This window comes from Mesorhizobium sp. B2-3-13 (assembly GCF_006442195.1).
GTDB lineage: Bacteria > Pseudomonadota > Alphaproteobacteria > Rhizobiales > Rhizobiaceae > Mesorhizobium > Mesorhizobium salmacidum.
Map to the genome: position 1 here is coordinate 57,806 of NZ_VFVQ01000002.1, position 25,922 is coordinate 83,727.

Consider the following 25,922-nt stretch of genomic DNA (forward strand, 5'->3'; position numbering starts at 1 on the left):
CGGCTCCCATGCCTAACTTTTTGAGCAGCGATGTCTGCTTACGGGCGGGGGCAAACTGGCTCCAATGGCCGACATCAGGCGCAAAGCCGCCGCCCGCTCGCTACAGCGCTGTTGAGGGCGCTCTCGCGGGCGCTCAACGGTCGCGTGTGGCTATCTGTTCAGCCGCACCAGCAGGTGCGGCTCGACACCCAGCGCGTCTGCGATGCGCCCGAGCACGGTGACACTTGCAGAGACGTCTGCTCGCTCGATTGAGCCGATGTATCTAGCGCTAAGCCCTGCGCGCTCTGCCAACTCTTCCTGCGTCAGCCCATTGCTGGTTCTGATCTGACGCAGGTTGATCGCAAAAACTTCCTTGAGGTCCATTCCCAGAGATAGCTCAGGAATGGAACGATCATTCCAGGAACGATAATTCCTATTCGGCATTCAATATGATATGGAGGAGATGCCTTCCAGCAAACGAAAAGGCTCACCCCCATGGACAGATTCGATAGACAACCCGCATTGGAAAGCCGGTTCAATGACCGAGCACTGTACCTTTGGTCCCACCAGCAGCGAGCCCATCACGTCGCTCTCCTACTGTGCCGGGTCCAGCAACGGCTAGAGAGCCGAATGTTGGTCAATACCGGAATTCCGGTATTGACGGATTCGGCGGCATCGGGCTCCGGAAATAGCATCCGAGCGGCGCGGATCGCGGCCTGGCAGACGGTCAATGGTAGACAAGAGTTTGCGGTTGCACGTGAAGCGGAAGTGCTCGCCGTGACGGAGGAGTTGAAGCATCTGGACGCAATCCCCGATGTTACGGCGACTTCGCTTGCTGGCGTCGTCGCCAAGCTGGAGATGATTGTTGGAGCAGACAGGGAGATCGACGATCCGTCTGACTTCCCCTGGCCGCACATCGCGTCGGTGCTTCGGGACATGAAGGCGATTGTTGGAGACATAGGTATGGATCGGCCAGAGAGGGCGGCGGTCCGGACTGACATCGCCAGACATTGGGAGGCGGCAGTCAAGCTGGTCGCGGCCCTGGAGGAGGAAGATGCCTTGGAGCGGTGCGGCCCAACCGGTTGAACCAAAGCTGATCCGTCAGCGTGCGAATGGTGGTTCTGGCGAATACATAGGTCGTTCCGCTTTGACGGGTTGCTGGGGCATATTTGGGCCATGTCCCACCCGGCTCGCAAAGCGACCTCTTCGGAACTGTCACGGGTCCGCCTCGGAACATTGCCGATCGACCTGTATGACTACCTATACGTTGAGCCGCGTCCACGCGTTGGCCGACCGGTTCAACACGATCCACGCGAGTGGCGCGTTACCGACAATCTTCCAAAGCGCGTCCCTGTCACTTCCGCAGAAATCGACGCGTTCGAGGCGTGGTTTGGCGACATCTTTAATCAGCTTTTCGGAGATCGCCCATGAAATGACAGGGAGACAGTGCTTATGAAGACGGCTTCACGGCGCGATTCTACGGAAAGCTTCGAAGAATGATGCCTTGGGCACCTTCGTCGCTGTCGGCCGTTCCCTAGCCCTCACGGGCTGCAGGCGAAGCGAGGCCGTGGGCCTGAAGTGGACCGAGGTCGATGCGGCAAATAGTTGTCTTCGTTTCGAAGACAGCAAGGAGGGAGCCTCGGTAAGGCCGATTGGGTTGTCGGTGCTAGATATGACGGATGGTCTGGTAATGGACGACCAAGGCGCCTTCGTTTTTCCTGGTACGGTCGAAGGGAAGCCGCTGGTTGGCTTCCCTAAATATTGGAAGAAGGCTCTCAAGGGGACCACACTCGAGGACATAACGCCTCATGTGCTCCGCCACAGCTTCGCCAGCGTCGCCAATGACCTCGGGTTCACAGAGGCTACCGTTGCGGCCCTGCTCGGGCATTCGCGCGGCACAGTGATTAGCCGATACATCCATACCGTTGATACCGCGCTGATCATGGCGGCTGATACGATTGCGGGATACATCCATGGGCTTCTGGATGGAATGCGCTTTACGCGAACATCGTACGCGCTCGATCGTGTGGCACGACAAGCCGCGCTCTCACGGTTGTTTTCCGAGGTCACGGCTGGTTCAGAGGCACTTGCGGCGTAGCCATGGCGCGTCTGCGGCGCGTCGGCCTGGTTGTCGTTCAGGGGTAGTGATTTGCGTTCCCTTATTCCCAAAACATCCTGACCCTGTGATCTGACAAGGGGCCCATGGAGGCGTCAACCCCGGCGTCAGTTCGATCTACCTTCCTAGCGACATTCTTGTTGAATAAACTTCATCATCTCTACCGCACAATGATCGAAGTATGGTCCGGCCAGCAAGAACGTGCCGTTTTCTTCCGACGCAGTCGAAGACAGACCGACAACAAAATCCGAGGCACTGTCTGAGACGGGGCTCAGGCGAGTCACCCATGCGCCACCGCTCATGCCCAGCCTGGCGTCGGGTTGCTTATTAGTCATCACCCCCAAGGTCGCGAAATCTTTGTCGCGATCTGCCCGCCCGGTAATTTCAACGAGCTTTCGATGATGACCCAGACCGACGGGTAATCCATAAGCAGATACGTCCGCGGGCGACGCAATTTCATCTCCCAACTGAAGAAAATTGTCGGATATCACTGAACGCAAAACAACGAGGGCGTAATCATCTGGCCAAAAGAAGCGCCCCCCAAAACCCTCGGGCAAGGGCTTAACCCATCCCCTAGGAGTTGCGATACATTTTGGATTGGTCAGCGGAGCTTCATTTTCCGAATTTCCGAGATTGCGGAGCTGAAAATCTCCGACCCAAGTGCCGTCTCCATTGTCTCGAACGCAATGGGCAGCGGTAAGCAGTATGTCACCACGCCCAACAAATTGAGCGGTGCAGTATCTGGTTGTCCCCTTTACCACGGTATCAAGGCGGTGGAATACATTGTACGGAGACTTCGATATGTCCGGAAAGGTTGTACCCTGCGCCAGATTACCATCCCCTCCACCAGGTGGCTCCGCCAATGGCGCAGCAGACGTTGACATCGTCAGCATCAATGCCACTCGGGCGCGCAATCGACTAAATCGGTTCCAGCATTCCAAATATCGAGACAAGAGCTATGACGCAAACTGACAGAGTAATTTCGGTCATAGTTCCAATGCGAATGGCGCGCAAGCTTTTAGACCTTTGAAATGCGATCTGTGGAACGAATTTGTATCGGTTGAGCATTGCAAAACTGACCATTAAGAGGACCAATACCATCTTGGTGGCCAGCATCGCCTGATAGGGCGAGGACCAGTTGGTAGGCCACTCTCCAAGTGTCAAGAAGGTATTGATCACGCCCGTGGCAAGCACCAGCGCAACCACCACATGTCCCACCTTGGAAAACCGTCGCAGCGCCAAACCAGCGGATATTCGCTTCTTCGGATCGTTCAAGGCTAAAAGAATCAATAGAAGTGGCACGAGAGAGCCCAGCCATGCGCCACACGACAGAACGTGGATGGCATCGTTTAGTCGATGCCCAAAACCAATCCAGCCTTGCTGCATGGCGGCATGGCCCGTCAGCGTGAAACCCGCAAGAACGAGACTGGCTGCTAGCGCTGTCCACGTCTGACGGTATGTTGACGGTATGACGAGCGCCGCGACCAACGATAGAACAGTAACGGCCTGCACCAGCCAAGTGTGGCCTACGGTGCTTTGGGACAATACGGCCCAGATCATCGATCGATCGAATACATCTGTCCAGCCGTCACCGATTGATCCGGCCTCCAAGGGGAGCGCGGCGATCGTCGATGTCGCAACTACCCCGGTGGCGATGATCCGGAAAAGTTGCAGGCGCTGTTGAATGTCGCGCGCCAGTTTACTCGGAACAACAATTGACAGATATGCGAAGGTTCCCCAAAGCAGCATCGCAAACGTATCCCGTAGGAACGTGCATACAGCCAGGGCAAAGCCAGCGCTCATCAGGGCTTCACGATGAAACTGTAGCGGCCTTTGGCTTTGTGGCCATCTGCCGACAGGGCATGCCAATCGACGGTATACGTACCCGCGTCAAGCGCCCGAGAAATTGGAACGACTAGGCTTGCAGCGTTGCCGCCACCAAAAGAGGCGGGGCCCGTCGCCACCGCCCTTTTGTCGGCCCCGACAAGCAATACCCCAGTAAACTTTAGGTCCACGTCCTCAGAAAAGGTCAGGTCGAGTTCGTTCGGCGGAATTGCCACTATGCTGCCTTCAGCAGGGATTGCGGACGTAAGGCGCGCATGTGCGAATGCCTCATCAGCAAACATGCCTCCGATCAGAGTAGCAAGTATCAGGGCGCGAATGTATTTTGGCATGAACATTTCCTTCAAACGGCGACCTGCGCCCCATACAACGATGGTGCTTTTCAGCCCGCCGAACGAGCCGTCGTGCCTTTGCTTGGTATGCTTCATGAAGAGGGGCAACGATGGGCAAACGGCTGACCATATGAACGAAGACATCAGCTGTTAGTTCACGGCTTGAGCTTGAGCGTTCCCCGCATACCACCAAGGTGTATCACGCACCAAAAATCGACTGGGTCCTTAAAGGTGTCCAGTACTTCCAGTCGCATTTTCCCCTTGAATTGAACGCCGAATTGACTCGCAGCCCCGCAATCTGTTTCACGGAGGACCACGTTTGGTCCTTTGTCTTGACCGCAGGCCCAGACAAGGTCCTTAGCCTCGGTGGAAGTTCCGTCCTTAGTTCTTATTGTGACGAATCCGTGGGGGATTGCCCCGTCAATCTGGATTTCGACGATGTCTCCTATCTTGAGATCATCGACGATGAGTGGTGTGGTCTTCGTCGAAGCCTTTCCGTTATAGGTCCACGCAACATTCTTGGTTGCAACAGCATGGGTATCAGCTGCAAAGCTTGCACCCCCAGCTACGACGATCGTGCCAAGTGCCAGTCCAAGAACCGAAGAACTTGCCAAAAACGTTCTCATTTCATTTCCTTCCTTGTTCGAAGCTTTCCTATTGCGCCATTGCTCCCACCGTTGGCTCCCACACTTCAATGGGAGCCATCAGCCCGCCGTCCTCGTGCTTGAGGATATGGCAGTGAAAAACAAACCGTCCGATCTGCTGCTTAGCATCGAAGCTCATCACGATAAAAACCGTGCTGAGGGGCGGCAGTGGAATGGTATCATGCCAGAGAGGTGTCGCGCCGGGATCGGCCGGATCAGTCGCATTTTCCTCATAGAATTTAACATTGGGTTGCATACATTCTTCAGGCGTTTTTTCCCCACACGTATCCGATGGCTTCGGTGGCTCAATGTTATAAATGTCTACAAGTTCTTTGCGCGTTGCCAATCGAAATTTAATCTGGTGGATGTGGAAATTGTGTAAGGCTGCTGTTGCGTTATTAAGCACCCACAACTGTTTGTGGCTCCCATCATGGTCTCCATGATCTATGAAGATGCAGACATGCCTCTTTGTCCAGTCAACCGTTCCATCCGCTTGAACATAATCTTCAAACGGAACAGCTATTTCAGCTTGCTGCCGCACATCATATCCTACGCTCGTTTTGCTGGGATCGTCGGGTTCGTAGTTCGCCTCATCCTGCAAACCTGATCCGACCTTGGGGCGCACGATTTGCGTTAGAATGCTCCAATCCGATTTCATGCCGGTGGATGTTTCCCCCCCGGGAATGAAAGTCACCCGGCGGTATTCGTGGAAAGCCGGATCCAAATCCCTGACGCAGCCATCAGGTAACTGCGCTCGTTCAGCAACAGGTGGCTGAACCTGAATGAGATTTGGGAAAGCCTCGACGGAAGCGTTCAATGCAACTCGAATCGGGCTTGCAGCGGTGTTCGGCTCTAACACAATCGTTGCAAGCTCAACCGCGGGCCACTTGTCTGTTCCCGCATCGAGCCCCCGGGTACTAAGAATGTATTCTTGGGGCTTATCATGCGATTTCTCGTCATTACGAATGTAGATCTCGGCGCGCGAAGCCGGCATCAACAATAGGCTATCATAGTTGTTTGCCTCAACAGGTTTCCCTTCCTGCTCAGGCAGGACAGGTCGTGCTGGGACTACGCCGTCGAGACCCAGTATTGTCAGTGGCAGAACCGTTCCGTCGGCCTTGTTGCGCAGTTCAAGCCAGTAGCCCACATTCGCGCTGAGATTACCCAATCGAAGTAGAAGGTTTTTCCCGCCCTCTATCTTAACCGTCGGAAAACGTTGCCCGTTCAGGGTGAATAGCCAAGCCGAGCTTTGGTCGAGTTGGCAGAAGCCGGCTCGAAGTGACAAGTCATCCGTGTCCAGTTTGTCCTTTTTCCAAACTCCGCACTTGGCGCCTGGTGCGCTTTCCGGTGGAAAATCGCGCGCAACGGGCTCCCATTCGGCCGTCGCGTTGCCATCGGCTTCTTCTGGAAGCTTGCTGATGTTCTGGAGTGGAATGTCCCGAAGGAGGGCGTATCGGACATTCGTTTCACGCCTCAGGTCGGCCGTGTCCTTGGCAACGTCATTGATGCATTTGGAAGGGTCAAGCGGATCCTGCCGGCAACCTGCTTTGACGTTAGCGGCCGCGTCGCCGACCGACAGTAGGCCGGACATGCCGCCCATAACCTGGTCGGATGAAATTCCGTGCATATGAGAGTGATACCAGTCGAGCCCAGATGGGTGAGGGATGTAGCCTCCTTTGCCTTCCAAGACCCGGGCATCGAGCACCCCGTCGCCGGGTATTGGGACATTGAGGTCGAAACTGCTGGGGTTTCCCTCTGCGTCGCGGCCAGCCTTCAAATGCACGTAAACGTTGTCCCCGTTTCCTAGCTCGGCGCGCTTAGGTCTCGCATTGTTGGGCGATACAATCCCCCCATGAAAGTAGTGAAGATTGGTCGGGTTTTCGTCCCCGTCGCCGTGGGACATGCCGTCATGCAAACGAGGTGCCAAGAGATTTTCGAGGTGAGCAGCGACCGTGTCACCTGGCGCTATCTCGATAACTGGCGTCAAATAACTTCCGTTGTAATTTTCAGTGGTGACTTTGTAGCCTCCGACCTCGATTTCATGCGTCTCGGCCGTCAGATTGACCTTCACCTGGTGGCGGCCGTCGGCTTGAGTTGAAACGGTACACTTGTCGCCAAGAGAAGACGCGCCTGCCGTTGCCACGGAGCAGATCGGAGGTTGGACAAGTTCTGCGGCCATCGCCGGCCAGAGGACCATGCCAACACCAAGTGCAAGGACCAAAAGACGTTTCAAGGCATCATTCCGTTCTGCAAGGTTTGTGGGCTTGGACCCTTTCGATACGAATAGGCCGGATTTCGCTGCCGAAGCTGCCCTACCGATCTTGAGTGCCGGCTGGACTTAGACCGACTACTATTCGCTGCTTGCCGTAGCTTACGGCCACGCCGTAGTGACAATCGTGGTAATTTGGATCAGCGTATTGAACCGGTGAAAGGGTGAAAACCTGCGTCACTTGGCCCGCTGGCGGCGCTGCTGCCAGCTCTAATTGGAGAACGAGCGGGTTATCCTGAGTTCCGGCCTTGGTAACGCTCAATTTATACCCAGGCGTCGGCGCGAGGAATTGGCCAGTTACCAGCAGCGAAGAGCAGCCCGCACTCGTAGGAACATAGGTCGCGGCGAACGAACCCGGAACCAGTCCGATACTGTCTGCAGCAAACGTGGCTGTTGACGCAAGCGATGCTACGAGGCTGGTGACGATCGACAGCTTCGAATATCTCATTGCAGTATCCTCCTTGTTATTGGACGTAGTCTTCACTCCGCCAACATTCGTGTTCCACGGCAGAAACAATTTCACTGCACTCGTCTGTGCACAGGAAATCGCCCGTCCAGCCGTGCTCGGGATTCGCCAACGCGTATGATTCGCGGCGGGGTCATTGTTTGACGGCTACAAATGAAGCGACGTACCCTGCGGGCGCACCATCGTGCGGTTTTGCTCTCAGAACACTGCCAACGAGTGCTGGAACCTGTCCAACACCGTTCGACCATGATGGAGCCAGATAGCCGGAATAGTCGTATTCCCAGTTCTCGGTCTGTGTGCCCACCCGACCATGGCCAACGATTTGAACCGTCAATGGCGCCGCCGATGTTGGAGGCTGGACGGTTCCTTGTAGATCTAATCCGCCGCCGCCCCAGTCAATCGCTCCTGTGAGCGAATTGTCCGGTTTGACATCAAATGAAAAAACCGCCTCTGCAAAAAATAAAGATAATGCGGTTTTCGGGTCGGCGGTAACCAGAGCAGGATTGTTGTGAAAACTTCGATATGTCCATTTACCGGATAGCACGCTGCTGTCCTGCACTGTTTGCTCTGTTGCCTGAGCGAAGCTGTGGGCGATTGGACCCACGCTCAAGCCAAGCACCACAACGAAGTACGTTAGACAGATAGAGGGTCCTGACACTCGCACTTATATACTCCCCAAACTTATTCAGCCGCCTGGACCGTGTTTTTAGGTCCTTCAAGAAAGCGCCGCTGTATCCCGCGCCGTACCAGCAGGGAATGATCGATTCCAAGGATCTTGCGGACACTCTTGAGCGCTGCTTCGTTCACCTCGATATAGGCGACGATGTACCATTCGCCGTTTTCCTCGCGCGCCATACCAAGGGGCTCGGCCCGCCACTTCAGCGCACCATGGTGGGGCATGAAATAGGTTTCCTGGACGCCGCCCACCGCGCTGAAGCCCTCATCAAGCGCGTATTCCATCACCGCGCAGCACAGCTGCGTCAGCGTACCCCGCAAGCCGATCGAGCGTTTCTCGGGCACCACGAAGGTGCGTGTCCATTCGGCCCAGTCGGGACGTCTCGGAACACCTGACCTTTCGCACATGTGAGAAAAGACCTCCGAGACCATGTGCGGCTCGCTCGTTGGGATCAATCGCGCCGAGGTCACCACGCGACCGTCTTCGAGACCCAGCAGATAGGTCGCCGCGTCCGTATCGAACTGGTCTCGCTCACGACCATCTGGGCTTGGAGGGCGCCAGCGCTTCTGATGCACGAAGAAATCGTGCCGGCGGCGCAAAAACTCATCGAATTCGTTTTCGTAGAGATGCATGTTGTGCGCATTGACGACATGGGCAGTTATCATCGCGCGACCCCCATCATTCCGAGAAAGGATAGTTGCAGTCGCGCTAAAGTACGTCACCTGTCCGATCGGACAGTTGACGCACTTGCAGTCAAACGCCTGTGCGCATCGTCAACGACAGCTTGGGCCACCGTGCCGGCAAAATACCTCCGCAGAGCTCATATGGAAACCATCCAAAGGTGCGCTCAGTCGGGGACAATAGACGAATTTGCGTGGGATGACCGGATAGCGATCTATTTGATCAGACTTCCCAAGCCGCGGCGCTGTGGATTGGCTGCTGTTTCCAGGCGCAGCAAAGCTCACATCGGCGCAATCGCGACTACCATATCATTGTCGTCCAATCGTGCATGCAAACGATACTTGCCAGCGCGATTTGCGTCATGGAGGAATATCCGACAGGTTGAAGGTTGCGGCCGAGCGCGGCGAGGCGGCCTGTTGTCGGTTCAAACTGCCGTATTATCCGTAACGGAAGACTGTGCAAGCCTTGCCCGAGTGTTGGCGGCTGGCGTCAATCCAGGAGAGCGCCTCCTACAGGCAACTCGCCGGGGCCGAAAGGGCGCAGGTTTCTGGAAAGCCGAAGTACGGTACGGACTGCCAACCACGGGCTGTCCGCACCGCCGGGAGCGCTTTTGCGGTCCTACTGCTGCGGCAACCCCGCACTAACTTCGACAAGCTCGACCTTGCCCAAAGTGAGCGAGGCACCATTCAAAGTACCTACCGATTCTTTGGTGGTCAGATTGAGCCGTCCATCCCACAATCCTTCTTTCTGAAGTTTTGCTACGAGCGATGTGACGTCGAAAGACAGTATGTTTGGCGGACCCTCCATCGCATGCCCATCGTGTCCCCCACCTGCGGGTATTGGTAAAAGCGAAAACGTCGATATTGTTCCTATGAGGAACTCATCGATCTTGTTAGAATCGCCCTCGTTCGGAACGTTTAGATATAAGTCAACGTTCGCTTCAACCTGCTTATCGATAGAGATCTCGGATATTTCTATTTTACTGCTCTTGGCACCCCCTTCGACGAGCGGAGACATGTTGGATATCTCACTCGTTTCAGCAATTGTCTCAGATCGCAAGCCAGCTTTAACTATCACGTTGGTACTGGTCGCAATAACACGTCTGCTAGTGGGTTGCATGGCTAAGATCACCACTGGCGCCGATGGAGGTTGTGGAACCTCATGATAACTGTATCCAGGCCATTTGGCGATCTGCTCCGGTTTCAACACGTCCCTTGTGGCAACTTTGACCAGCGCGCGGTTTTCGTCAAAAAAGCTAAACTCGCGATCAAGCCAGCTATCGGTTGGCGTTTTGAAGTTTGCCTTCATTGTACCTTCCCAGATGCGATCGATCTCGCAGTGATGCAGCCAGAAGATGGGGTCCCTCGGTGACGTAAACAGGCTCGACATATCTTTCCCGCCAACTCCCGTTTCATTATGGACCCCGCCGTGAGGGGTTCCCTCAATTGCCCGGGTTAAAAGCTCGTATTTGTCTTTCTCTGTTTTCCAAAAATTCCCAACAAAGTTATTTTTATTCATATGATCGCCACCATTACTGGCGGGCGATCGATCATGAAACAGTGGACTGCCGGCATCTTGTCTGAACTCTTCAGGCAAAATCTGGCTGGCGGCGCCATCCATGTATCCCCAATATGGCAGAGCGAAACTATCGTCGCCGGAAAGCTTCCGAACTATGCGTTCGAAAAAGAACAGGTACGGCCGGTGCCAAGACAAGAAATCCATATTGGTTGGAAAGCCTGGCAGTGTGTGGGGGCATTTCCCCCAGGTCGCCTCTGCGTCCTTTCGTTTCGTATTTTTATCGCTAGCCACACCGAAATACAGGTCAAGCTCCGCCTGCTGCGCTTTCAAGAGCGCAGGGAATCCCCCAGCGGCCAGTTTAGAATTACCATCATCCGGAAACCAATGCATTTTGTATTGATACAGCCATCCCAGCGGGTCGGTAGGGTCCTTCTTTGACAGTTCTTGCATCTCTTTGACTGCCTTGGCGTACAGTCCTAGTGACGTTTTGCCTTCTTTAGAGAAGGCAGAGTATCGGGTCTTTGGAACGTCGGACGCGTACGCCGGCAAGGAATCAAGGAGCGCAAGTATGCCAGCCGCCGCAGTGCCCCTCAGGACGGTCCTTCGCGAATAGTCCCTCATTGTAGCCTCCCAGGTTTTTCGTCGTATTTCTTCCAATGGCAAACGCGAAGACAGCCCCGCATAGGGGCGAGCTTCGATAGCTGACATTGAATTTAGTTGCCGGTTCCGGACCCTTCCCCAGACGTGTGAGTTCGGGTTTGCCGAGGTGTCGTGACTGGGCCGGATGGCACAGGCACTCACCTGTCGGGGTCACCACGCGACCGCCTTCGAGACCCCAGCGGTAGATCGCCGCGTCCCTTGACGATTCTGATGCACGAATAGATTGTGCCGGCGGCGGCGCAGAAACGTCATCGTAGAGGTGCTTGTTCAGCGCATTGATGACATATGCAGCAATCATCGCGCGCCCCCTAAATTCCTGAGTGATAGTTGCAGCCACGCTAAAGTACGTCACCTGTCCGATCGGACAGTTGACGTAATCAGGGGTGGATCAATCGACGGCGCACAGCTTCGACTACAGCTTGCGTGGTCGTCCCTACGCCAAACGCCTCGCGGGCTCGGGTTGCATGCCATTTGACCGTGCGTTCGGTCAGGCCGAGGATCTGGGATGTCTCAGACGAAGTTTTGCCGGCGGCCGCCCAAAGCAGCACCTCTTTTTCGCGATCTGTCAGGACACTGTCAGCGTCGTCCGCGACGTCCGACAAAGCTTGGATTGACATGCCAGCATAGACCGCCATCGTCACCAACTGTACTTGCTGCCGTGGGGACAGAACGCAGGCCTTTTGCGAGGAGGCGAAGGACAGGACAGACTGCCAATGATGCACGCTAAGCATCGGCACGGCGAAGCCGCTACAGATGCCAAACTCCGTCGCCTCACCTGCCACGCGCCGTGAAGCCTCTGTGTCTGACCATTTTGCCGGCACTTCGGCCCACAGGAATGGCTTCAGAGTTTTTGCCGAGTAAATGCACACGCCGTCCACCGCGGCATGCTCCGCTTCGACGTAACGTTCGAACCAGCCCTTGGGCCAGCCATTCAGTTCAACCATCGGCGCCAGCTTCTGGCCCCCGAGAGGGACGCCGCTCAGGATAAGGTGCTCGAATCCGAGATTTTTTACAGTGGAAAGGAGGTCGCTTAAAAGTGCGCCGGTTTCCGTGTGCCTCCGGCAGCGCTCGACAAAATCGAATACATCTGAATCGATCATCGGAAAGACGCCCAAAACCCCTAAGCCCGATGCGGTTATGCGGCAAATTAGCAACTTCAAATATTATATTTAAAAGGCGTTCCTTTTGCCAGCGGTTCCCGGCGTTCCAGCCCGCTTTTCTGCTTTGGCAGCCTTGTCGAGAAAGTTGTAGCGAAGCACGTGTTTTAATTGTAGCGCTATACCAGGTTAGATCTCAGGGGTCCCGCAGGCTAAAGTGACGCTCAGCTCGAGGTCGGTTGCTGGCCAAAAATTGAGGGCGCGGCTGTGGCTGCGCGTTTATGACTCTATAACTTGTGCGTCAAGCTTCGTTATAGTCTAGCCAAGCTTTGCGAAACGCAGCACGAAAAGACGACCGATCCTGATATAGGTTGACGGGAGGAATCATTCTTAGGGGGAGCGAAATCGTGCTGGGGGCTTGCGTCAGTCGTTTGCAACATGACGTGGGCCCGGTGGATTTCACACGGGCCACATTCAACTCTTCGAGCCGCCCAGAACAGGAGCCGAAGCGGCGGCCGAAAAAGAGATTGAACGCTTCCGCTATGTTTATGATTGCGGCTCCGAGCAGAGCGAGGCGTTAAAAAGCCAATTAAACGCGCACCGACTAAGCAGTAACGGACGCGCAGACATTCTGTTCGTATCCCACCTCCATTCCGACCACATCAACGGCATCGAACGCTTGCAGGCCATTGCGTCACTAAGCTGGCCATCGATCATTTTGGACGCGTCTACAACGAGATCTATGGCTTGCAGACGGTGTCACTGCGCTTCACCGAGGTCTACGGGCCGGGCAACCGCATGCCGCAGATCCTGCGCGATATCGTCAAGACGGTGCTACGCGGCGAACGGTTGTTCATGGAGAATGGCTCCGATCACCTGTTCCACTTCATCCACATCGAGGATGTCGCGCGTGCCGCAATCCTGGCCGCGACGGCCGAGACCATGAAAGGGGCTCGGTGTTCAACATCTTCGGTGACCGAGCCTGGACACTTGCGCAGTCGGCGGATCTGCTGCGAAAGCTCCTGCCAAACGCCGCGATTTCGATCGGCCCAGGCTATTGCCATCTTGACCAGCAAGGCCCTTGGCACCAGTCCGCCGCGATCCGCGAACTCGGCTACGCCCCGCAACACACCCTCGAGGACGGCCTCGCCCGCTACGTCGAGTGGCTAACAACGAACGAATATTGAGCGGTTTGTCCGAGGGCAGAGCCGCATGGTTGGATGGCGGATTTCTCCTAAATCGTCGGACGTCGCCCATTTTTAAAAAATATGCTCGCAGCGATCAAAGGCGCGCCCCGGTGCTGCGCGGCTTTGCCAGCAGCAGCTGGTTTCGCTGCCGGTGATTCCGGGGATTAGGCAAAGAAAGCCGGCTCTTTCATCGGTGCCCTCGCATCTGTGGGTACGACTTGGCTCACGCAAAACCACGAAGATCGTTTGGAACGGGTGAAACAGGAAGGCGCGCATCGCGAGCGGCTCTTTGGCGAATTCATTGATCAGGCGTCGAAAACCTACGCGGACGGCGTTTTTCGGGAAGGCTTGGATGATCCGGCCAAGCTTGTCCCAATGTATGCGACCGTCAACAAGCTTCGCTGTTCGCAACACCGGGTACGATCGCCGCGGCAGAGGCGGTTCTGGAAGGGATCGTGGAGACCTATGAATCGCCCTCCCCCGCTCCGCAGGCGCGCAGTCAACTCGCGGCGCACGACATACTGCGCATGTTCGCAGACTCGTGCCGTGCAGAACTTGCCCGGCTGAGATGACGCCTGGAAATTGGCACGACCAATTTTAATGGGGATCGGCCTGTGATCTGGGACATGGACGCTTGCGGCGAGCCATCGGCCGGACCGGCTGAAGCTCTTCAAGCAAGTTATCCTCGCCTCCACCGCCGTTCCCACGATATTCCGGCCGGTCGAACCGAAAGTGCTCGCCTCCGGCAAAGCCTACCACGAAATGCACGTCGACGGCGGCACCAGGACCAGGTCTTTCTAAGGCCCGCGGGCTTGAGCTTGCTCGGACATTCCACGCGCGGCTCAAAGCACGCCTTTATATCATCCGCAATGGCCGGACGACGCGGGTGCGGGGACCGTCGACGCCACACTGCCAGACATCGCAGAAAAGGCAGTGTCCTCCCTTATCAAGACGCAAGGGATCGGCGACCTTTCAGATACGCCGTCTCCAAGCGCGACGGCATCCCTTCAACTTCATTGACGTTCCGGTCGGCTTCAGTGAGGAACCAAAAACCCCGTTGAGAACAACTTCATGCGGGCGCTATTTGCAAAAGGCTATGAGATGGGTCACGACGACGTGCCATGGAAAACGTGCCACTCGGATTTTCGAAATGACCTGGCGGAGCCGTTGATCCCGTCGTGGACTGCCGGCGTCTCGCATGCTCCGAAATCCGCCTGAAGCTTGACCACGAGTCATTTTTCCTCCTCTACCTGTCGGATGGCGGGCACTCCACAAGCAGTGTATCCGCAGTATCTCGACCGATATGGAAGGCATGCGAAGCGAACGGCAGCTTACGGGATCGTCATCCGGGACTTCAAATGTCGCGGATGCGGCGCAAAGCTGCCTTTCAACACTAGGCCAAGGCGCTGGATTTCGATTGGTTTAGACGTCTGGTGCGCGCGAAGGGATTCGACTGCCGACCCGCGATTGATTACCCGCAGATGGGCTCCGCTCAACCGCAGCAACGAATTCTGAAATGGCAAGTTGTTGAGTGGGGGGGAAAGGCGGTAGCGCTCTAGCGCTACCATAATCAACCACACGAGCCGATGCATGCTATCCCCCCGAAATAGGCGGCCTTCGGTCAACGCGTCATCATCGAGCAGACTTCGATGGCATTTTCCACAGGAGGGTTAGCGAAATTGGTACGGTCTCTTGTGCTTCCGTAGTGATTCCGCGCAAAAATAGCGAGGACACTTGCCAAAATCGGCTTCGCCTAACTATCTGATATTTACGATTAAATTGGCGAACCCGACAAGATTCGAACTTGTGACCTCTGCCTTCGGAGGGCAACGCTCTATCGGTTAAAACTGGCGAGTAGTTAGTGTCCCATGCGAACCCATGACATCGCGTAACTATCTGATCTTACTTAAGTATCGTCCCATCCATCAGAGCTGATCCTCCCACGCATGCTATCGGATGGGCCACGCTGCGGACCTATGGGTCGATCGCATCGGCCATTTCGAGATACCGGCAGAAGCCATTGGCGAGCTGCATCTGGCGCGGCGTCCGGCATTCCGGCTCGAACACGTCCGGATTGGCCACGAGAATACACAAGGCCTTGGCGCGAGAGGTGGCCACATTGAACCGGTTCGCGCTGTAGAGGAACTCCATGCCACGTGGCGCGTCGGCATGACTGGAGGTTGTGACGGAATAGATCACGATTGGCGCTTCTTGTCCCTGGAACTTGTCAACCGTCCCGACTTTCGCGCCGGGGAGGCGCGCCTGGATTTCAAAGACCTGCGCGTTGTAGGGCGCGATGACCAGAATGTCGTTCAGGGTCAGCGACGCCTCGTTGCCCTCACGGTCGCGCCAGCGTGCGCCCGAAGCGAGGATCCCGCTGACAACATCGCGAATGCGATCGGCCTCCTCCGGGCTGGAATTCTGGTTCCCCCTGTGCTGCATCTCGATGTAGCGCAGGCCACTCCCGCCAAGCAGGCCGTCCATCAGGATGGCCTGGTTCTCAAGACCGGGACGGGGAAGGAGGCGGCTTTCGTAGAACAACTCGGAGGTGAACTGGCAGATGTCGGGGTGGAGGCGCCAGGTCTGGTCGAGGAACAGGCCCTCGTCCTCGGCGATGGTTTGCCGTCCGCCGAGAAGGTGGTCGAGGGCCGAGACCTCCGTACCCTCGGGGTGCGAGCCCTGCATCGGCTGCTCAAGCTGCTGCGGATCGCCGAGCAGAACAAGGCTGGCTGCGGCCGGCGATAGGGCAAGCACGTTGGCGAGCGACATCTGCGCGGCCTCATCCACGAACAGCACGTCGACGAGGCCAGCCGCATCGGGCCTGGCCCACAGGAACCCCGTGCCGCCGAGGACGTGGTAGCCGCTTGCAAAGGCGCCGAGGGCCTCGGGGTTCTTCGCGGTGAATGTGAGGTGCGGGACATTGTCTTCCGCATCCGTGACCTTGTGCAGGCACTGCAGGTCGAAGTCTTCCTTAGCTGCTTCTTCGGCGGCCTTCGCGAGCAGATTGCGAATGACCTTGTGGCTGTTGGCGGTCACCCCGACGCGAAGGCCGGCCCTGACCAGCGCAAGGATCGCGTAGGCGCCGGTATGGGTCTTGCCCGTGCCAGGCGGTCCTTGGATGGCGAGCACCCCCTGCAAGGCCGGAACGAGGCGACAGGCCGCATCGACCGCGCTCTCGCCCGGCTGGCGCAGCACCGCGCAGCCGGCATCGGGTGGAAGGCGCAGCAGCAGATCGCGCGCCGCCTTGTAGGCGCCGAGACCGCCGATGCCATGATCGGCCACGTACTCGCCGATCTGCACCAGGGACTCGGCCAGAACGCTTGTGTCAATGTAAGTATGGGCAAAGACCGCTTCGGGATGAAAACCGGCAGTGTCGCCCCTCTTCTTGACATCGATGAAGCGATGTTCCAGGTCGACGGCCTCGACTTTGCCAAATCGCTCGCCGCCGACACTGCGCAAATCCTCCCCGCCCCGAAACTCGGCGTCCTGCTGGGGAAATCGATAGCGGTGGATAGGGGCCTTGACGGTTCCGCCCACCGCATCCACGTATTCGAGACCCGAAATGCCTGCCCGCTCGTCCTCCAACTCGTCCGCAGACAGTGCCGCCAGCCGGAAATATTCCCACCAGATCGCCTTCTCCTCCCGGCGATGCCAGTCGAGCACGTTCGCCAGCACGTAGAGCGCCTGCTGCTCGCCGCTACGCCCCGCGGGATCCACCGGAATGCCATCGGTCAACTTGGCAACGACTGCATGGATCCGCGCCTGCCAGGCCGTAATATCCGGCGGAGCGCCCTCTCCAGGCGGAGCCGGCCGGGGAATCTTCACGCCTGAGGCGACCGCGTCAGTCCGCAGACGCTCCAGCCAGTCCCGAAGCCGCTCCGTCGAGACACAGTCATCTTGGTTGTAGCCTGTCACGACGGCCCGATCTTCCGCATTGATGCCGCCTGCATCCTCGAGCTCCAGGCGGGCCTGGACCTTGCTCAAGGCATAATTGGCATCGGGCAGCGACACCGCGCGTACGAATTCGTAGAGCGGCTCCAGCCTCTTGATGGAATAGCTCTCGACGCTGGCGCGGATGGCGTGGCGGACCACCGCATAGAGATCGACCAGGACCTGCCCGCGCAGCAGGGTGTCGATCTCTTCCTCGCGCGTGGCGTAGCGCCCCATTAGGCGTTTGAGCGCGCCCACCTCATAGGCCGCGTAATGATAAATGTGCATGCCGGGATGGTGCGCTCGCCGCTCGATCACGAAATCGACGAAGCGCTCAAAGGCTGCCTTTTCATCGGCCGGCGTGAGACACCAGTCGGCGACGTAGGTGAGCACGCCTTCTGCGTCCTTGAAGGCATAGCCGAAGAGATATTCGAGGCCGCCATCGCCAACGAAGGGGTCGCCTTCGAGATCGAAGAAGATGTCGCCGTCATCTGGCTCCGGTAGACGGCACAGACCAAAGCCCGGTTCAATAGGCAGCGCTTCATGGAGCAACTGCCCGGCCGCGCGCCCCGCGACCTGTATCCGGGCCTGCTCCCGGATGCGATTGTAGGACGAAACGGCGCCGCGCTCCGGCTTCCACGGCAGCGGCAGGGTGAGCTCGGCCAGCGCGGTCATGGTGGCGACGTCGTGGCCGGCGAGCTCGCCGCGCTGCACGGCCGTGATCCCGGCCACAAGGGAGAGGTGATCGTCCTGGTGGCGCTGGTCGTCGCATCGGCCACGCCAGCGGCAGATATCGCAATGAGCGACCGGCTCCGGATAGGTGCCGCCGTTTCCGTTCAAGGACGCGACGAAGCGTTCGCGGACATTGCGGTAGTAGGCGGCATAATCGCTGACCCTAAACGCCTCCGGCTCGAAGCCGGTAAGCGGCGCGACAACGTAGGCGTATTCTGGCACCAGGCCCTGCACCTGCCCGACGAGGTCAGAATAGAGGCAGAGCTGCAGCACCGTCCCGCCCTTGGTTTCGCGGGCGAGCTTGGTGTCGACGACTTCATAGGACCAGGCGCCAAGATCGCTTGGCGTCTCGACGCGCCGGAGGATGTCGGCCCGGCCCGTGAAGGGCGGCGCGCGTAGCGCGGCCTGCACAATGATCTGCGCGCCGGCGCGCATCGCCTTAATCGTGGCGGCCACTGAGCGATCATCGATGCCCTTGCCGTCGATGACCGCGACCGTAAAGCCGGACGCGCGCAGGTGATCGACATAGGCAGCCTCGTGCGTGGCGCCGCGCTGCTGCAGGATTTCAAGCAGTGGGTCCCAGATCTTCGGCTTTTCGAGCGCGCCGTCCGCAACCTGAAGGTCAAGCGCCGTCAGATGGCCGCAATTCAAATACCCGACCAGGTCGGAGGCGCTCAACTGTAGGTCGGGGCCGATTCTCAGCATCAACAAAGTCTATGCGACTTAGCGACAGCCCGGCAATTGCGAGCGCGCCGAACAACACTCTTCTATTTACGAAATCTTCCCCATAGTGCCCTTACATTGCGCTAATGACGCTCGATAACCGCAAATATCCTGGTGAGCTTGCATCTCCACAGCAGATTCACGCCCTAGCCGAGGAATACCGCAGAGCAGCAAGCCTTCTTCTTCAGCTCGGCCGACCCGGTAAGCCGCTTACCCGAGCACCGTTCAGAATGGCGGCAATCCATGCGATCGAACTCTATCTGACTGCGCTTCTGCTCGACTTTGGGCTCAATCCCAATCAGATCCGCAAGATGCAGCACGACCTTTCAGCGAGGACGGAACACGCCTTAGCGGCCGGGCTGAGCCTTCGCGTCAAAACGGCAAAGCACCTCCAGTCCCTCAGCCAGAACCGAGAATATCTCGTCACCCGCTACGGACCGGAACTCGCAGCAACGGCCTCGCAGATAAACCGTCTCACAGCTACCCTTGATGAGGTAGCGACAAAGGTCACTGCATTGACCACGCTTGCGCCGAGAAAGCCGAAGCAATCACACCCGGCTACCGACGAGCTTCAAGGCCAGAATCCAGCAGCCCCCTATCCGAATCCATCGCCAACTCGATAACATGCTTGTAAGCGCCGAATCCGACGGACATGACAAATGCGCGCTCGTAGCAATGGGTCACGCTCCAGCGACCGCTGAGAAATACCCAGGCACTATTCAGCATGAGTGCCAGGATAATTTGGAACATCTCAATCTGTTCATGATAGTCGGCTCCTCGGCACCATTTGCTTACTGGGCGCACGAGACGTGGCTTTGACTAAATTGCTATCTGGCCGCTCCCGCACCTACCGCCCTGGCTTCTTTGCGCGCTTGTTTCCGGCGGGAAAATGGAAGCTGACCCTGGACCCCAAATTGTCGGGACATTTCCGGCTAGCTCAAGATAACGAAGTCGAGCTTAGCTGCCTTGATGTCGTGTCGATTTCGACCAGCAAGGCCCTCTTGTGGCACACTGTGGAGATCCGCGCTCGTGGCAGAACAGTTTTGCTGTCAGCGCTGTCGGGTGACGCGGCCACACAGCTGGCCGCGGACCTTCATGCCTTCATTAACACGCACCTCTTTGGGCTGATCGCCACCGAGAAGGATCGCCTGCTCGATGTCGACCAAAGGCTTCGCGAGATTACCGAAGGCAACAGGCAGTATCTTGCACAGGCCGATCTGGGCAGGGCCGTTGCCGGCGTCTCTGGCGCTGCGGCGGCTGCCCTCTCTCACCCGCTTCTGGACCCAGACCTGATGCCGCGAGCGCTCAAGGCCTCCCTCCCGGCCTCGTTCTCCATGATAACGGACCCGGGCGTCCGCCATGCCTACAACGAGGCTTTCGTCAGCTCGGAATTGATCAAGTTCCAGTCGTTCTTCGACGATCTCGACCGGCGTTCGTTTTCCGACCAGCAGCGCGAGGCCTGCATCCGCCTGGAGGACAACAACCTGCTCGTCGCCTCGGCAGGGTCTGGCAAATCCGCGACGATGGTCGGCAAAGTCGCTTACGTTCTGGCAAAACAGCTCTATCGGCCTGAAGAGATCCTGCTCCTGGCCTTCAACAGAAACGCAGCCGATGAACTCAGGACGAGGATCGCCGCCCAGCTGCAGGTCGCGGAGGACGCCTTAGAGTGTCGCGTCACGACATTTCATGCGCTTGGGCGCGGAATCATCGAGGAGGTCGAGGGCCGACCGCCCCAGCTCGCCAACTGGGTGGATCATCCCGCTGGCGAAACCAAGGTCATCGAGGCGATCATCCAGAGCCTTGGCGAGAGCGACCCGGAATTCGCCCGGATGTGGGCCGAGCTTCTCGTTGTGCATCCCAAGGCCGACATCCCGATCGAGGTGTTTGACGGGCAGGCCGACTATCGGCGCTACGTGTCGGACAGCCTTCGAAAGGGTAGCGCCACGATCGGTTCCCTGTCCGGCGTGATCGTAAAGTCGTTGCAGGAACAGAAGATCGCCAATTGGCTTTGGTTGCATTCCGTCACCTTCGAATACGAACGGCAGATCGCAGTAGCGGAAGATGGTGACGCGGTCCGCCATCTGCATCCTGATTTCTACTATCCGCAGACCGCAACCGTGCACGAGCATTTCGCACTCAATGCGGACGGAAGCTCACCCTTTGCGGACTATGCCCAGCACGCCGAGAACAAACGGCTGGCATATAGCCGGAACGAGATCGATTTCTTCGAGACGACTTCGGCTCAGGCCAGCAACGAGACGCTGCTTGGCACCCTCGAGTCCGAACTGGCGCGCCGCTCCATACCTTTCGAGCGCAAGGGCTACGCCGAAATCACCAAGGCGCTCGATCCGGTGATTATCAAGCACTATCACCAACTGATATCCACCTGCTTGAAGCATATACGCGCCAGCCACCTCACACTCGAAATGCTGCTCGAACGTGCCAGGACCTTGCACGACAAGGAGCGCGCGAAGCTATTCGCGCGCGTGGTCTGGCTGATCACTCAAGGGTATTCCCGAAAACTCGAGGAAACCAGGCGGATCGACTTCGATTCGATGATCGCGGATGCGGTCCAACTGGTCGAGACTGGCCGATATCGAAGCCTCTATTCCCTCATTCTCGTGGACGAGTTTCAGGACATTTCCGAACCTCGCGCCAACCTCATCAAGGCGCTCAAACAACAAAAAGCGTTCAGCAAGGTGTTCGCGGTCGGAGACGACTGGCAGTCGATCTATCGCTTTGCCGGATCGGACATCACGATCTTTACACGGTTCGAAGCGAATTTCGGGACCAGTTGGCAGGGGCGCCTGGAGCAGACGTATCGCTGTAACCAGCTCATTGCCGAAACGGCCGCTAAGTTCGTCCAGCGCAATCCTGAACAGATCAAGAAGTCCGTCCGCTCTACCCTGCCGGCCATCTCGCGATCGATCCGCGTCATTCCCATCGACGATAAACGCGACAAGCCGGACTTCGCAGCGGCCTGTAAGCGCCTGCTCGAACGGCTTGATGCCGCTCTGGGTGGCATCGCCGACCGGTGGCGCGACGAAAACAGGGACAAGCTCAAGGTTCTGGTTTTGTGGCGCTATAACGTCCTTGATCCATTCGAAGGGCGGCCACCGTCCTTTGACAACATCGAGGTGACCGGGCTTTCTTTTCACCGCGCCAAAGGCCTTGAAGCCGACTACACGATCCTGCTCGATGTCAGCGAGGGCGATTATGGCGTACCAAGCCGCATCGAAGACGATGAGCTGCTAAACTTGGTCATTCCCCGCCCCGAGACCTTCGCCTACGCCGAAGAACGACGCCTGTTCTACGTGGCGCTCACTCGTGCTAGCCGAGGCGTCTACATGATCACCAATCGTCGTCAGCCGTCTCGCTATATCCATGAGCTTTGCCAGATCGCCGGTGAGGAAGTCCGCTTCGAGACGATCGAGGGAGCCGAATTGAGCCAATGCCCAGCTTGCCTGGTCGGCCAAATGGTGGAGCGGCGTAACAAAGACGGGTCGATGTTTCGTGGGTGCAATCAGTTTCCGGATTGCAAACACGTTGAACCGGCAAGCGCAGTGCGAAGGCGGTGACCGCCTAAACTCAGTTTGACGGCGAACTTGGACGCTCTACGAAAGCCACGCTCTAACGAGCATTGAGTTGTGCTTTGGCCTGATGGGGAATGAAATGGCTGAGATTTAACTCGGAATCGTTCAAAATTACGATATACGACAGAAGGGCAAAGCGGGCTTTGAGCTATACCAGGAGCGGATACTTGAGCGATCAAAACGAAGTCGTGACGGCCGATTTGGTCGAACTGACAGCCGACATTGTCTCTGCCTATGTCAGCCAAAATCCCCTGCCCGTTGCAGGATTGCCAGACCTCGATCCATTCGTCGCTTACAGGCCTTGGTCAGCCGAATGTGGACGAGCAGTCTCAACAGGAACCAGCCGTCAATCCTAAAAAGTCGGTAACGCCGGACTACATCATCTGCCTGGAAGATGGGAAGAAATTCAAATCGCTGAAACGTCATCTCGCGGTTCACTACGGGCTCACGCCAAACGAATACCGCGAAAAGTGGGGATTGAAGCCAGACTACCCGATGGTTGCGCCGAACTACGCGGCCCAAAGATCTACGCTCGCGAAGGCGGCAGGGCCCGGACGCAAACCGCAACCTACCCCGACCCGAAAGGTGCCTGCCTAACGAAAGCCTAGGGCTTAGTAAAGGCTGGCTGTCGTTGTTCCAAACCTCGGGCACGCCTTGAGGGGCAGTTAGCCTATCGAGACCGTGGGCTATGTCACCTAATTTCGAGCAATCTTCGGCGACGTTGCGCGCTACGCAGAGCGTCGCCGATAGCAGAAGGTGCGCCGAGATACGAGCTTCGATCAAAGTAGAATACTGCGGATCCAGACCGCCAATTTTTCATCAGCGCGCAAAATTCAGCTGTAGGCTCAACGCAGAAAGTTCGAAAAGCTAATCCCGGTCTTCTCACAATATTCATTATGTTAAATGAGATGTCCCGGAGAGTCGGGGATGGAACTTCCCATGCCGGCCTTGCTGGGGGCACTATAACCTGCCGGCAGCCCCACCTGATGGGTAGACCCCGCATCGTGCTCCAAGATCGAAGTTCTCCGATCGACCCGAAAATGTCCGCCAAGATGGTGTGCTGTCCCCCAATTGGCAATCAATTCGAGCTTCGCAGGTAAGCACGAGCCACCAACACACACCCGCGTGTCTCCTTCCTTCCAGGCTGCAGGCGGATCGCGGGACCGGTAAGGCGCTACAGGTCCCGCGCCTTATCCAGTCGCGATCCCTGCATCGCAGGGCGACTGTCTGATGTCCTCTTGCGTGGACCTGGTTCTCTGTGCTGTTGCCCCGAGCGCGGGTCACGCGCATGCGGACGGCGGAAGAGTCACAGCTCTTACGACTGGGCAGCCTTTGATGCCGCCAACACACTGGAATTGCGTCGTCGCTACCAATCAAGATTATGGAACTTAAGCCTGGGTGCACAGCCTCGCACTCGCCTACCGCGCCTTTGGGTCGGTGCAGCTCAGAGACCGGCCTGATTGCCCGGTCAGGGATTCAATGGGCCACCATTTGCATTGCCAGGCATCGCAAACCTCAACCAAACGTCAACGGCAGATTTGTTACCACGAACGGCAATCTCTAGCAACTCTCGGAGCCTCTCATATTCTACGCTCGGTGCGACCTCCTCTTTGTAGTCGGCAAAGCCTACGTCGTGCATTTTCTCCAAAACGACTGGGAACAGAACAGGGTAGAGCGATCGTTCATAACTGTCGGTGTAATCCATCGCCACACAAACGCCGGTCATGATTTTTGTTTCTTTGCCCCGGATCCGACACCGCCCCAACTCATCCAGGGCATAGAGGCTGCTCCATCCGTCGACCGCGCCTCGCAGGAAAAGGAATTTCCCCTCCGGTTTGTACACGATAAACTGAACTCTATTTCGGCCATAGTTTTGCATGACTACTTTGGCCACTTTAAGTGAGTCGTCCCACTCAAAGCCAGCTCTGAAGATCTCTATCCGGTTAGAGTCGACAGAATTTGGTCGATACATATTATAGAACCCGTAGTGGCCGTCGAACACTTTCTTAGTGTAAGTCCCTGTCTCCCTTTTTGAATAAACTAATGAGTTTTTTGAAAGGAACCTCACAATTTTATTGAACTCCACATCGGAAATGGAGAGGCCTTGGCCAGCGCGCCGCCAAGTCCTATATGGAAGGCCAGCATTCCCGAGGATTGATTCAATCTCACCTCGATGCTCTTTTGAAAATTCATCGATTAGAGCTTTTACCTGCTGCCTGGCTTCTTTTCTCTCTTCTTCTGTAGCCATTTCCGCAAGCATGGTCGTTCGTTCCCTTCCGGCCATCTGACACACTCTGACATTTCCCTGACAGCCGTGAGAATGGGCAGAGCCGTTGGCGGCGGCGATGATCCGGGCAGCTCATAAGAGCACACCGCCCGGCTCGGTCAAGGCCGTGATCAAGGGAGCCTTAGGGTTTCGCAATGTTCAAACTTCCTCTCGTATTCGCCCTCGCTGTGGCCGGCCTGGTCATGGTCAGCCACGCGAGTTCCGCCGAAGAACAGTCGCCGCCCCCGAAGGTGACCTGCCCCGTTGACACGATGACTGACAATGGGGGTGTCAAGATTTGCCACGACGACAAGGGCTCCGCCGGCGTCACGATCCCGGTCGACCCCAACGTCCTCAAATATCCAATCGGCCGGAGCGACAAATCCGTCGCCAAACAGGTTGGCAACGCTGTCCATCACTTCTTTAGCCACCTGTAAGGGCACGCTACTGGCTCGCGGTTAGCGCGAGCCAGTAGCAATCCGATCCTCTTTTAACGCTCAGGAGAACACAAATGCGCACTTTCATGCTCGCCGTCGGCCTCATCGTGGGGTTCCCCGTCATTCCCGTCATGGCGCAGAACTACACCGACAATCCGCCGACAAATGGGCCCTACATTTCGCCCTGCCAGGACAGCAACAGCTGCAACACCGTGCAAGTTGACACGCTTGGCGGCAAACCGGGCCTGAATCCGGTGTCCGGCGGCTACCCCGGCGTCCCTTCGACCGCAGCCCCGCCGCCTCCGCCTAAGCAGCATTGATTATCGCTGCAACTCCCGGCCCTGCCGCGCGATCGCGACAGGGCCAAAAACATATGTAGAAGATCAGAAGGCAATACCTCTCTGCAGCGCCCTGCCCCCCGTGTTGACACACCTATTTCAGTTCTGGCCCAAATGGCCGATCGAGCGGGACATTTTGCGGAGAATGACGATGGCGACCCCACTGCTGATCGACTTCGATCCCGGGATCGATCCCGTCGTCAGTTTGTTCTATGCCGCGCGGCACTTTGATCTTGTCCAGGTCGCCACGACCCATGGCAATGCCTCCTTGACTACAACGACGCGCAACGCCCTACGTCTCGTGGGTTTGGGGGGATTGACGCGCCGGTGGCTGCGGGCAGCCCTCGTTCTTAGGGCCTCAATAAGTTTAAACGTCACGGCGTAATAGCATTAAGCTTTTAGCTTATTGCTATTAGCTTTACACTGATATATGAGT

At 57.1% G+C, this 25,922-nt stretch carries 22 protein-coding genes and 1 pseudogene; 8 read left to right on the forward strand and 15 right to left on the reverse strand.

Going from position 1 to position 25,922, the window contains the following annotated elements:
• Positions 1-150: 150 nt before the first annotated feature.
• Positions 151-363 carry a helix-turn-helix transcriptional regulator gene (locus tag FJ941_RS02695; RefSeq protein WP_140502877.1) on the reverse strand — a complete coding sequence of 71 codons (213 nt, stop codon included), beginning with the start codon at positions 361-363 and terminating at the stop codon, positions 151-153.
• A gap of 246 nt (positions 364-609) precedes the next feature.
• Here FJ941_RS02695 and FJ941_RS02700 point away from each other — a divergent pair, with 246 nt between their 5' ends.
• Both FJ941_RS02700 and FJ941_RS02710 read left to right on the forward strand, forming a co-directional pair.
• Positions 610-1,065, forward strand: coding sequence for a hypothetical protein (locus FJ941_RS02700; RefSeq protein ID WP_140502879.1), 456 nt, complete (start codon positions 610-612; stop codon positions 1,063-1,065).
• A gap of 418 nt (positions 1,066-1,483) precedes the next feature.
• Positions 1,484-2,077: a tyrosine-type recombinase/integrase gene (locus FJ941_RS02710; RefSeq protein ID WP_246673670.1), complete on the forward strand. Its 594-nt coding sequence runs from the start codon at positions 1,484-1,486 to the stop codon at positions 2,075-2,077.
• Positions 2,078-2,220: 143 nt separating this feature from the next.
• Here FJ941_RS02710 and FJ941_RS02715 read toward each other — a convergent pair whose 3' ends face one another.
• The 10 genes from FJ941_RS02715 to FJ941_RS02760 form a co-directional block, all read right to left on the reverse strand.
• Positions 2,221-2,988 (reverse strand): hypothetical protein, encoded by a 768-nt coding sequence (locus FJ941_RS02715; RefSeq protein ID WP_140502881.1) that lies wholly within the window; start codon positions 2,986-2,988, stop codon positions 2,221-2,223.
• A gap of 25 nt (positions 2,989-3,013) precedes the next feature.
• On the reverse strand, positions 3,014-3,898 hold the full coding sequence (copD, locus tag FJ941_RS02720) for a copper homeostasis membrane protein CopD (RefSeq protein WP_140502882.1): 885 nt from the start codon (positions 3,896-3,898) through the stop codon (positions 3,014-3,016).
• Positions 3,898-4,365, reverse strand: a complete 468-nt coding sequence (gene copC / locus FJ941_RS02725; RefSeq protein ID WP_246673671.1) for a copper homeostasis periplasmic binding protein CopC — start codon at positions 4,363-4,365, stop codon at positions 3,898-3,900. The genes copD and copC overlap by 1 nt, the downstream gene beginning before the upstream one ends.
• A gap of 59 nt (positions 4,366-4,424) precedes the next feature.
• Positions 4,425-4,895: a hypothetical protein gene (locus tag FJ941_RS02730; protein ID WP_140502884.1), complete on the reverse strand. Its 471-nt coding sequence runs from the start codon at positions 4,893-4,895 to the stop codon at positions 4,425-4,427.
• 28 nt (positions 4,896-4,923) lie between these two features.
• Positions 4,924-7,146 carry a multicopper oxidase domain-containing protein gene (locus FJ941_RS02735; protein WP_140502886.1) on the reverse strand — a complete coding sequence of 741 codons (2,223 nt, stop codon included), beginning with the start codon at positions 7,144-7,146 and terminating at the stop codon, positions 4,924-4,926.
• A 79-nt stretch (positions 7,147-7,225) separates the two neighbouring features.
• The gene (locus FJ941_RS02740; RefSeq protein WP_140502888.1) at positions 7,226-7,630 is read right to left on the reverse strand and encodes a hypothetical protein; all 405 of its coding nucleotides are present in this window, start codon (positions 7,628-7,630) and stop codon (positions 7,226-7,228) included.
• A 151-nt stretch (positions 7,631-7,781) separates the two neighbouring features.
• Entirely contained in the window at positions 7,782-8,252 is a 471-nt protein-coding gene (locus FJ941_RS02745) for a hypothetical protein (RefSeq protein WP_246673684.1), read from the reverse strand.
• A gap of 77 nt (positions 8,253-8,329) precedes the next feature.
• The gene (locus tag FJ941_RS02750) at positions 8,330-8,989 is read right to left on the reverse strand and encodes an acyl-homoserine-lactone synthase (RefSeq protein ID WP_140502889.1); all 660 of its coding nucleotides are present in this window, start codon (positions 8,987-8,989) and stop codon (positions 8,330-8,332) included.
• A gap of 634 nt (positions 8,990-9,623) precedes the next feature.
• Positions 9,624-11,144, reverse strand: coding sequence for a tyrosinase family protein (locus FJ941_RS02755; protein WP_181169703.1), 1,521 nt, complete (start codon positions 11,142-11,144; stop codon positions 9,624-9,626).
• 416 nt (positions 11,145-11,560) lie between these two features.
• Positions 11,561-12,283, reverse strand: a complete 723-nt coding sequence (locus tag FJ941_RS02760; protein WP_140502892.1) for a LuxR family transcriptional regulator — start codon at positions 12,281-12,283, stop codon at positions 11,561-11,563.
• A gap of 953 nt (positions 12,284-13,236) precedes the next feature.
• Between FJ941_RS02760 and FJ941_RS29325 the strand changes: the two genes are divergently transcribed.
• Positions 13,237-13,467 (forward strand): hypothetical protein, encoded by a 231-nt coding sequence (locus tag FJ941_RS29325; protein WP_246673672.1) that lies wholly within the window; start codon positions 13,237-13,239, stop codon positions 13,465-13,467.
• 72 nt (positions 13,468-13,539) lie between these two features.
• Here FJ941_RS29325 and FJ941_RS28910 read toward each other — a convergent pair whose 3' ends face one another.
• Both FJ941_RS28910 and FJ941_RS02775 read right to left on the reverse strand, forming a co-directional pair.
• Entirely contained in the window at positions 13,540-13,881 is a 342-nt protein-coding gene (locus FJ941_RS28910; protein ID WP_181169704.1) for a hypothetical protein, read from the reverse strand.
• 1,560 nt (positions 13,882-15,441) lie between these two features.
• Entirely contained in the window at positions 15,442-18,834 is a 3,393-nt protein-coding gene (locus tag FJ941_RS02775; RefSeq protein ID WP_140502894.1) for a TM0106 family RecB-like putative nuclease, read from the reverse strand.
• A 104-nt stretch (positions 18,835-18,938) separates the two neighbouring features.
• On the opposite strand from FJ941_RS02775, the gene FJ941_RS02780 reads away from it, so the two are divergent.
• The 3 genes and pseudogenes from FJ941_RS02780 to FJ941_RS02790 all read left to right on the forward strand — a co-directional run bounded on the left by FJ941_RS02780 (position 18,939) and on the right by FJ941_RS02790 (position 23,042).
• Positions 18,939-19,475 (forward strand): HEPN domain-containing protein, encoded by a 537-nt coding sequence (locus tag FJ941_RS02780; RefSeq protein WP_246673673.1) that lies wholly within the window; start codon positions 18,939-18,941, stop codon positions 19,473-19,475.
• Between the two features lie 186 nt (positions 19,476-19,661).
• Complete coding sequence (locus FJ941_RS02785) at positions 19,662-22,430, forward strand: UvrD-helicase domain-containing protein (RefSeq protein ID WP_246673674.1); 2,769 nt, start codon at positions 19,662-19,664, stop codon at positions 22,428-22,430.
• Between the two features lie 182 nt (positions 22,431-22,612).
• Positions 22,613-23,042, forward strand: a pseudogene (locus FJ941_RS02790) (MucR family transcriptional regulator).
• An 871-nt stretch (positions 23,043-23,913) separates the two neighbouring features.
• On the opposite strand, the gene FJ941_RS02795 reads toward FJ941_RS02790, so the two are convergent.
• The gene (locus tag FJ941_RS02795) at positions 23,914-24,705 is read right to left on the reverse strand and encodes a hypothetical protein (RefSeq protein ID WP_140502896.1); all 792 of its coding nucleotides are present in this window, start codon (positions 24,703-24,705) and stop codon (positions 23,914-23,916) included.
• Positions 24,706-24,866: 161 nt separating this feature from the next.
• On the opposite strand from FJ941_RS02795, the gene FJ941_RS02800 reads away from it, so the two are divergent.
• On the forward strand, positions 24,867-25,148 hold the full coding sequence (locus FJ941_RS02800; protein ID WP_140502897.1) for a hypothetical protein: 282 nt from the start codon (positions 24,867-24,869) through the stop codon (positions 25,146-25,148).
• Positions 25,149-25,222: 74 nt separating this feature from the next.
• The gene (locus tag FJ941_RS02805; protein ID WP_140502899.1) at positions 25,223-25,468 is read left to right on the forward strand and encodes a hypothetical protein; all 246 of its coding nucleotides are present in this window, start codon (positions 25,223-25,225) and stop codon (positions 25,466-25,468) included.
• A 112-nt stretch (positions 25,469-25,580) separates the two neighbouring features.
• Here FJ941_RS02805 and FJ941_RS29330 read toward each other — a convergent pair whose 3' ends face one another.
• Entirely contained in the window at positions 25,581-25,742 is a 162-nt protein-coding gene (locus tag FJ941_RS29330) for a hypothetical protein (protein WP_246673675.1), read from the reverse strand.
• Between the last annotated feature and the right edge of the window lie 180 nt (positions 25,743-25,922).

What these genes read in the sequence shown, in the direction of transcription:
- FJ941_RS02775 (WP_140502894.1), bottom strand. Translation starts at nt 18,834, where the DNA reads ATGCTGAGAATCGGCCCCGACCTACAGTTGAGCGCCTCCGACCTGGTC.
- FJ941_RS02760 (WP_140502892.1), bottom strand. Translation starts at nt 12,283, where the DNA reads ATGATCGATTCAGATGTATTCGATTTTGTCGAGCGCTGCCGGAGGCAC.
- FJ941_RS02695 (WP_140502877.1), bottom strand. Translation starts at nt 363, where the DNA reads ATGGACCTCAAGGAAGTTTTTGCGATCAACCTGCGTCAGATCAGAACC.
- FJ941_RS02740 (WP_140502888.1), bottom strand. Translation starts at nt 7,630, where the DNA reads ATGAGATATTCGAAGCTGTCGATCGTCACCAGCCTCGTAGCATCGCTT.
- FJ941_RS02780 (WP_246673673.1), top strand. Translation starts at nt 18,939, where the DNA reads ATGACGCTCGATAACCGCAAATATCCTGGTGAGCTTGCATCTCCACAG.
- copD (WP_140502882.1), bottom strand. Translation starts at nt 3,898, where the DNA reads ATGAGCGCTGGCTTTGCCCTGGCTGTATGCACGTTCCTACGGGATACG.
- FJ941_RS29330 (WP_246673675.1), bottom strand. Translation starts at nt 25,742, where the DNA reads ATGGGTCGTGGCGACCTGGACAAGATCAAAGTGCCGCGCGGCATAGAA.
- FJ941_RS02795 (WP_140502896.1), bottom strand. Translation starts at nt 24,705, where the DNA reads ATGCTTGCGGAAATGGCTACAGAAGAAGAGAGAAAAGAAGCCAGGCAG.
- FJ941_RS02730 (WP_140502884.1), bottom strand. Translation starts at nt 4,895, where the DNA reads ATGAGAACGTTTTTGGCAAGTTCTTCGGTTCTTGGACTGGCACTTGGC.
- FJ941_RS02805 (WP_140502899.1), top strand. Translation starts at nt 25,223, where the DNA reads ATGCGCACTTTCATGCTCGCCGTCGGCCTCATCGTGGGGTTCCCCGTC.
- FJ941_RS02715 (WP_140502881.1), bottom strand. Translation starts at nt 2,988, where the DNA reads ATGCTGACGATGTCAACGTCTGCTGCGCCATTGGCGGAGCCACCTGGT.
- FJ941_RS02755 (WP_181169703.1), bottom strand. Translation starts at nt 11,144, where the DNA reads ATGAGGGACTATTCGCGAAGGACCGTCCTGAGGGGCACTGCGGCGGCT.
- FJ941_RS02750 (WP_140502889.1), bottom strand. Translation starts at nt 8,989, where the DNA reads ATGATAACTGCCCATGTCGTCAATGCGCACAACATGCATCTCTACGAA.
- FJ941_RS02800 (WP_140502897.1), top strand. Translation starts at nt 24,867, where the DNA reads ATGTTCAAACTTCCTCTCGTATTCGCCCTCGCTGTGGCCGGCCTGGTC.
- copC (WP_246673671.1), bottom strand. Translation starts at nt 4,365, where the DNA reads ATGAAGCATACCAAGCAAAGGCACGACGGCTCGTTCGGCGGGCTGAAA.
- FJ941_RS02700 (WP_140502879.1), top strand. Translation starts at nt 610, where the DNA reads ATGTTGGTCAATACCGGAATTCCGGTATTGACGGATTCGGCGGCATCG.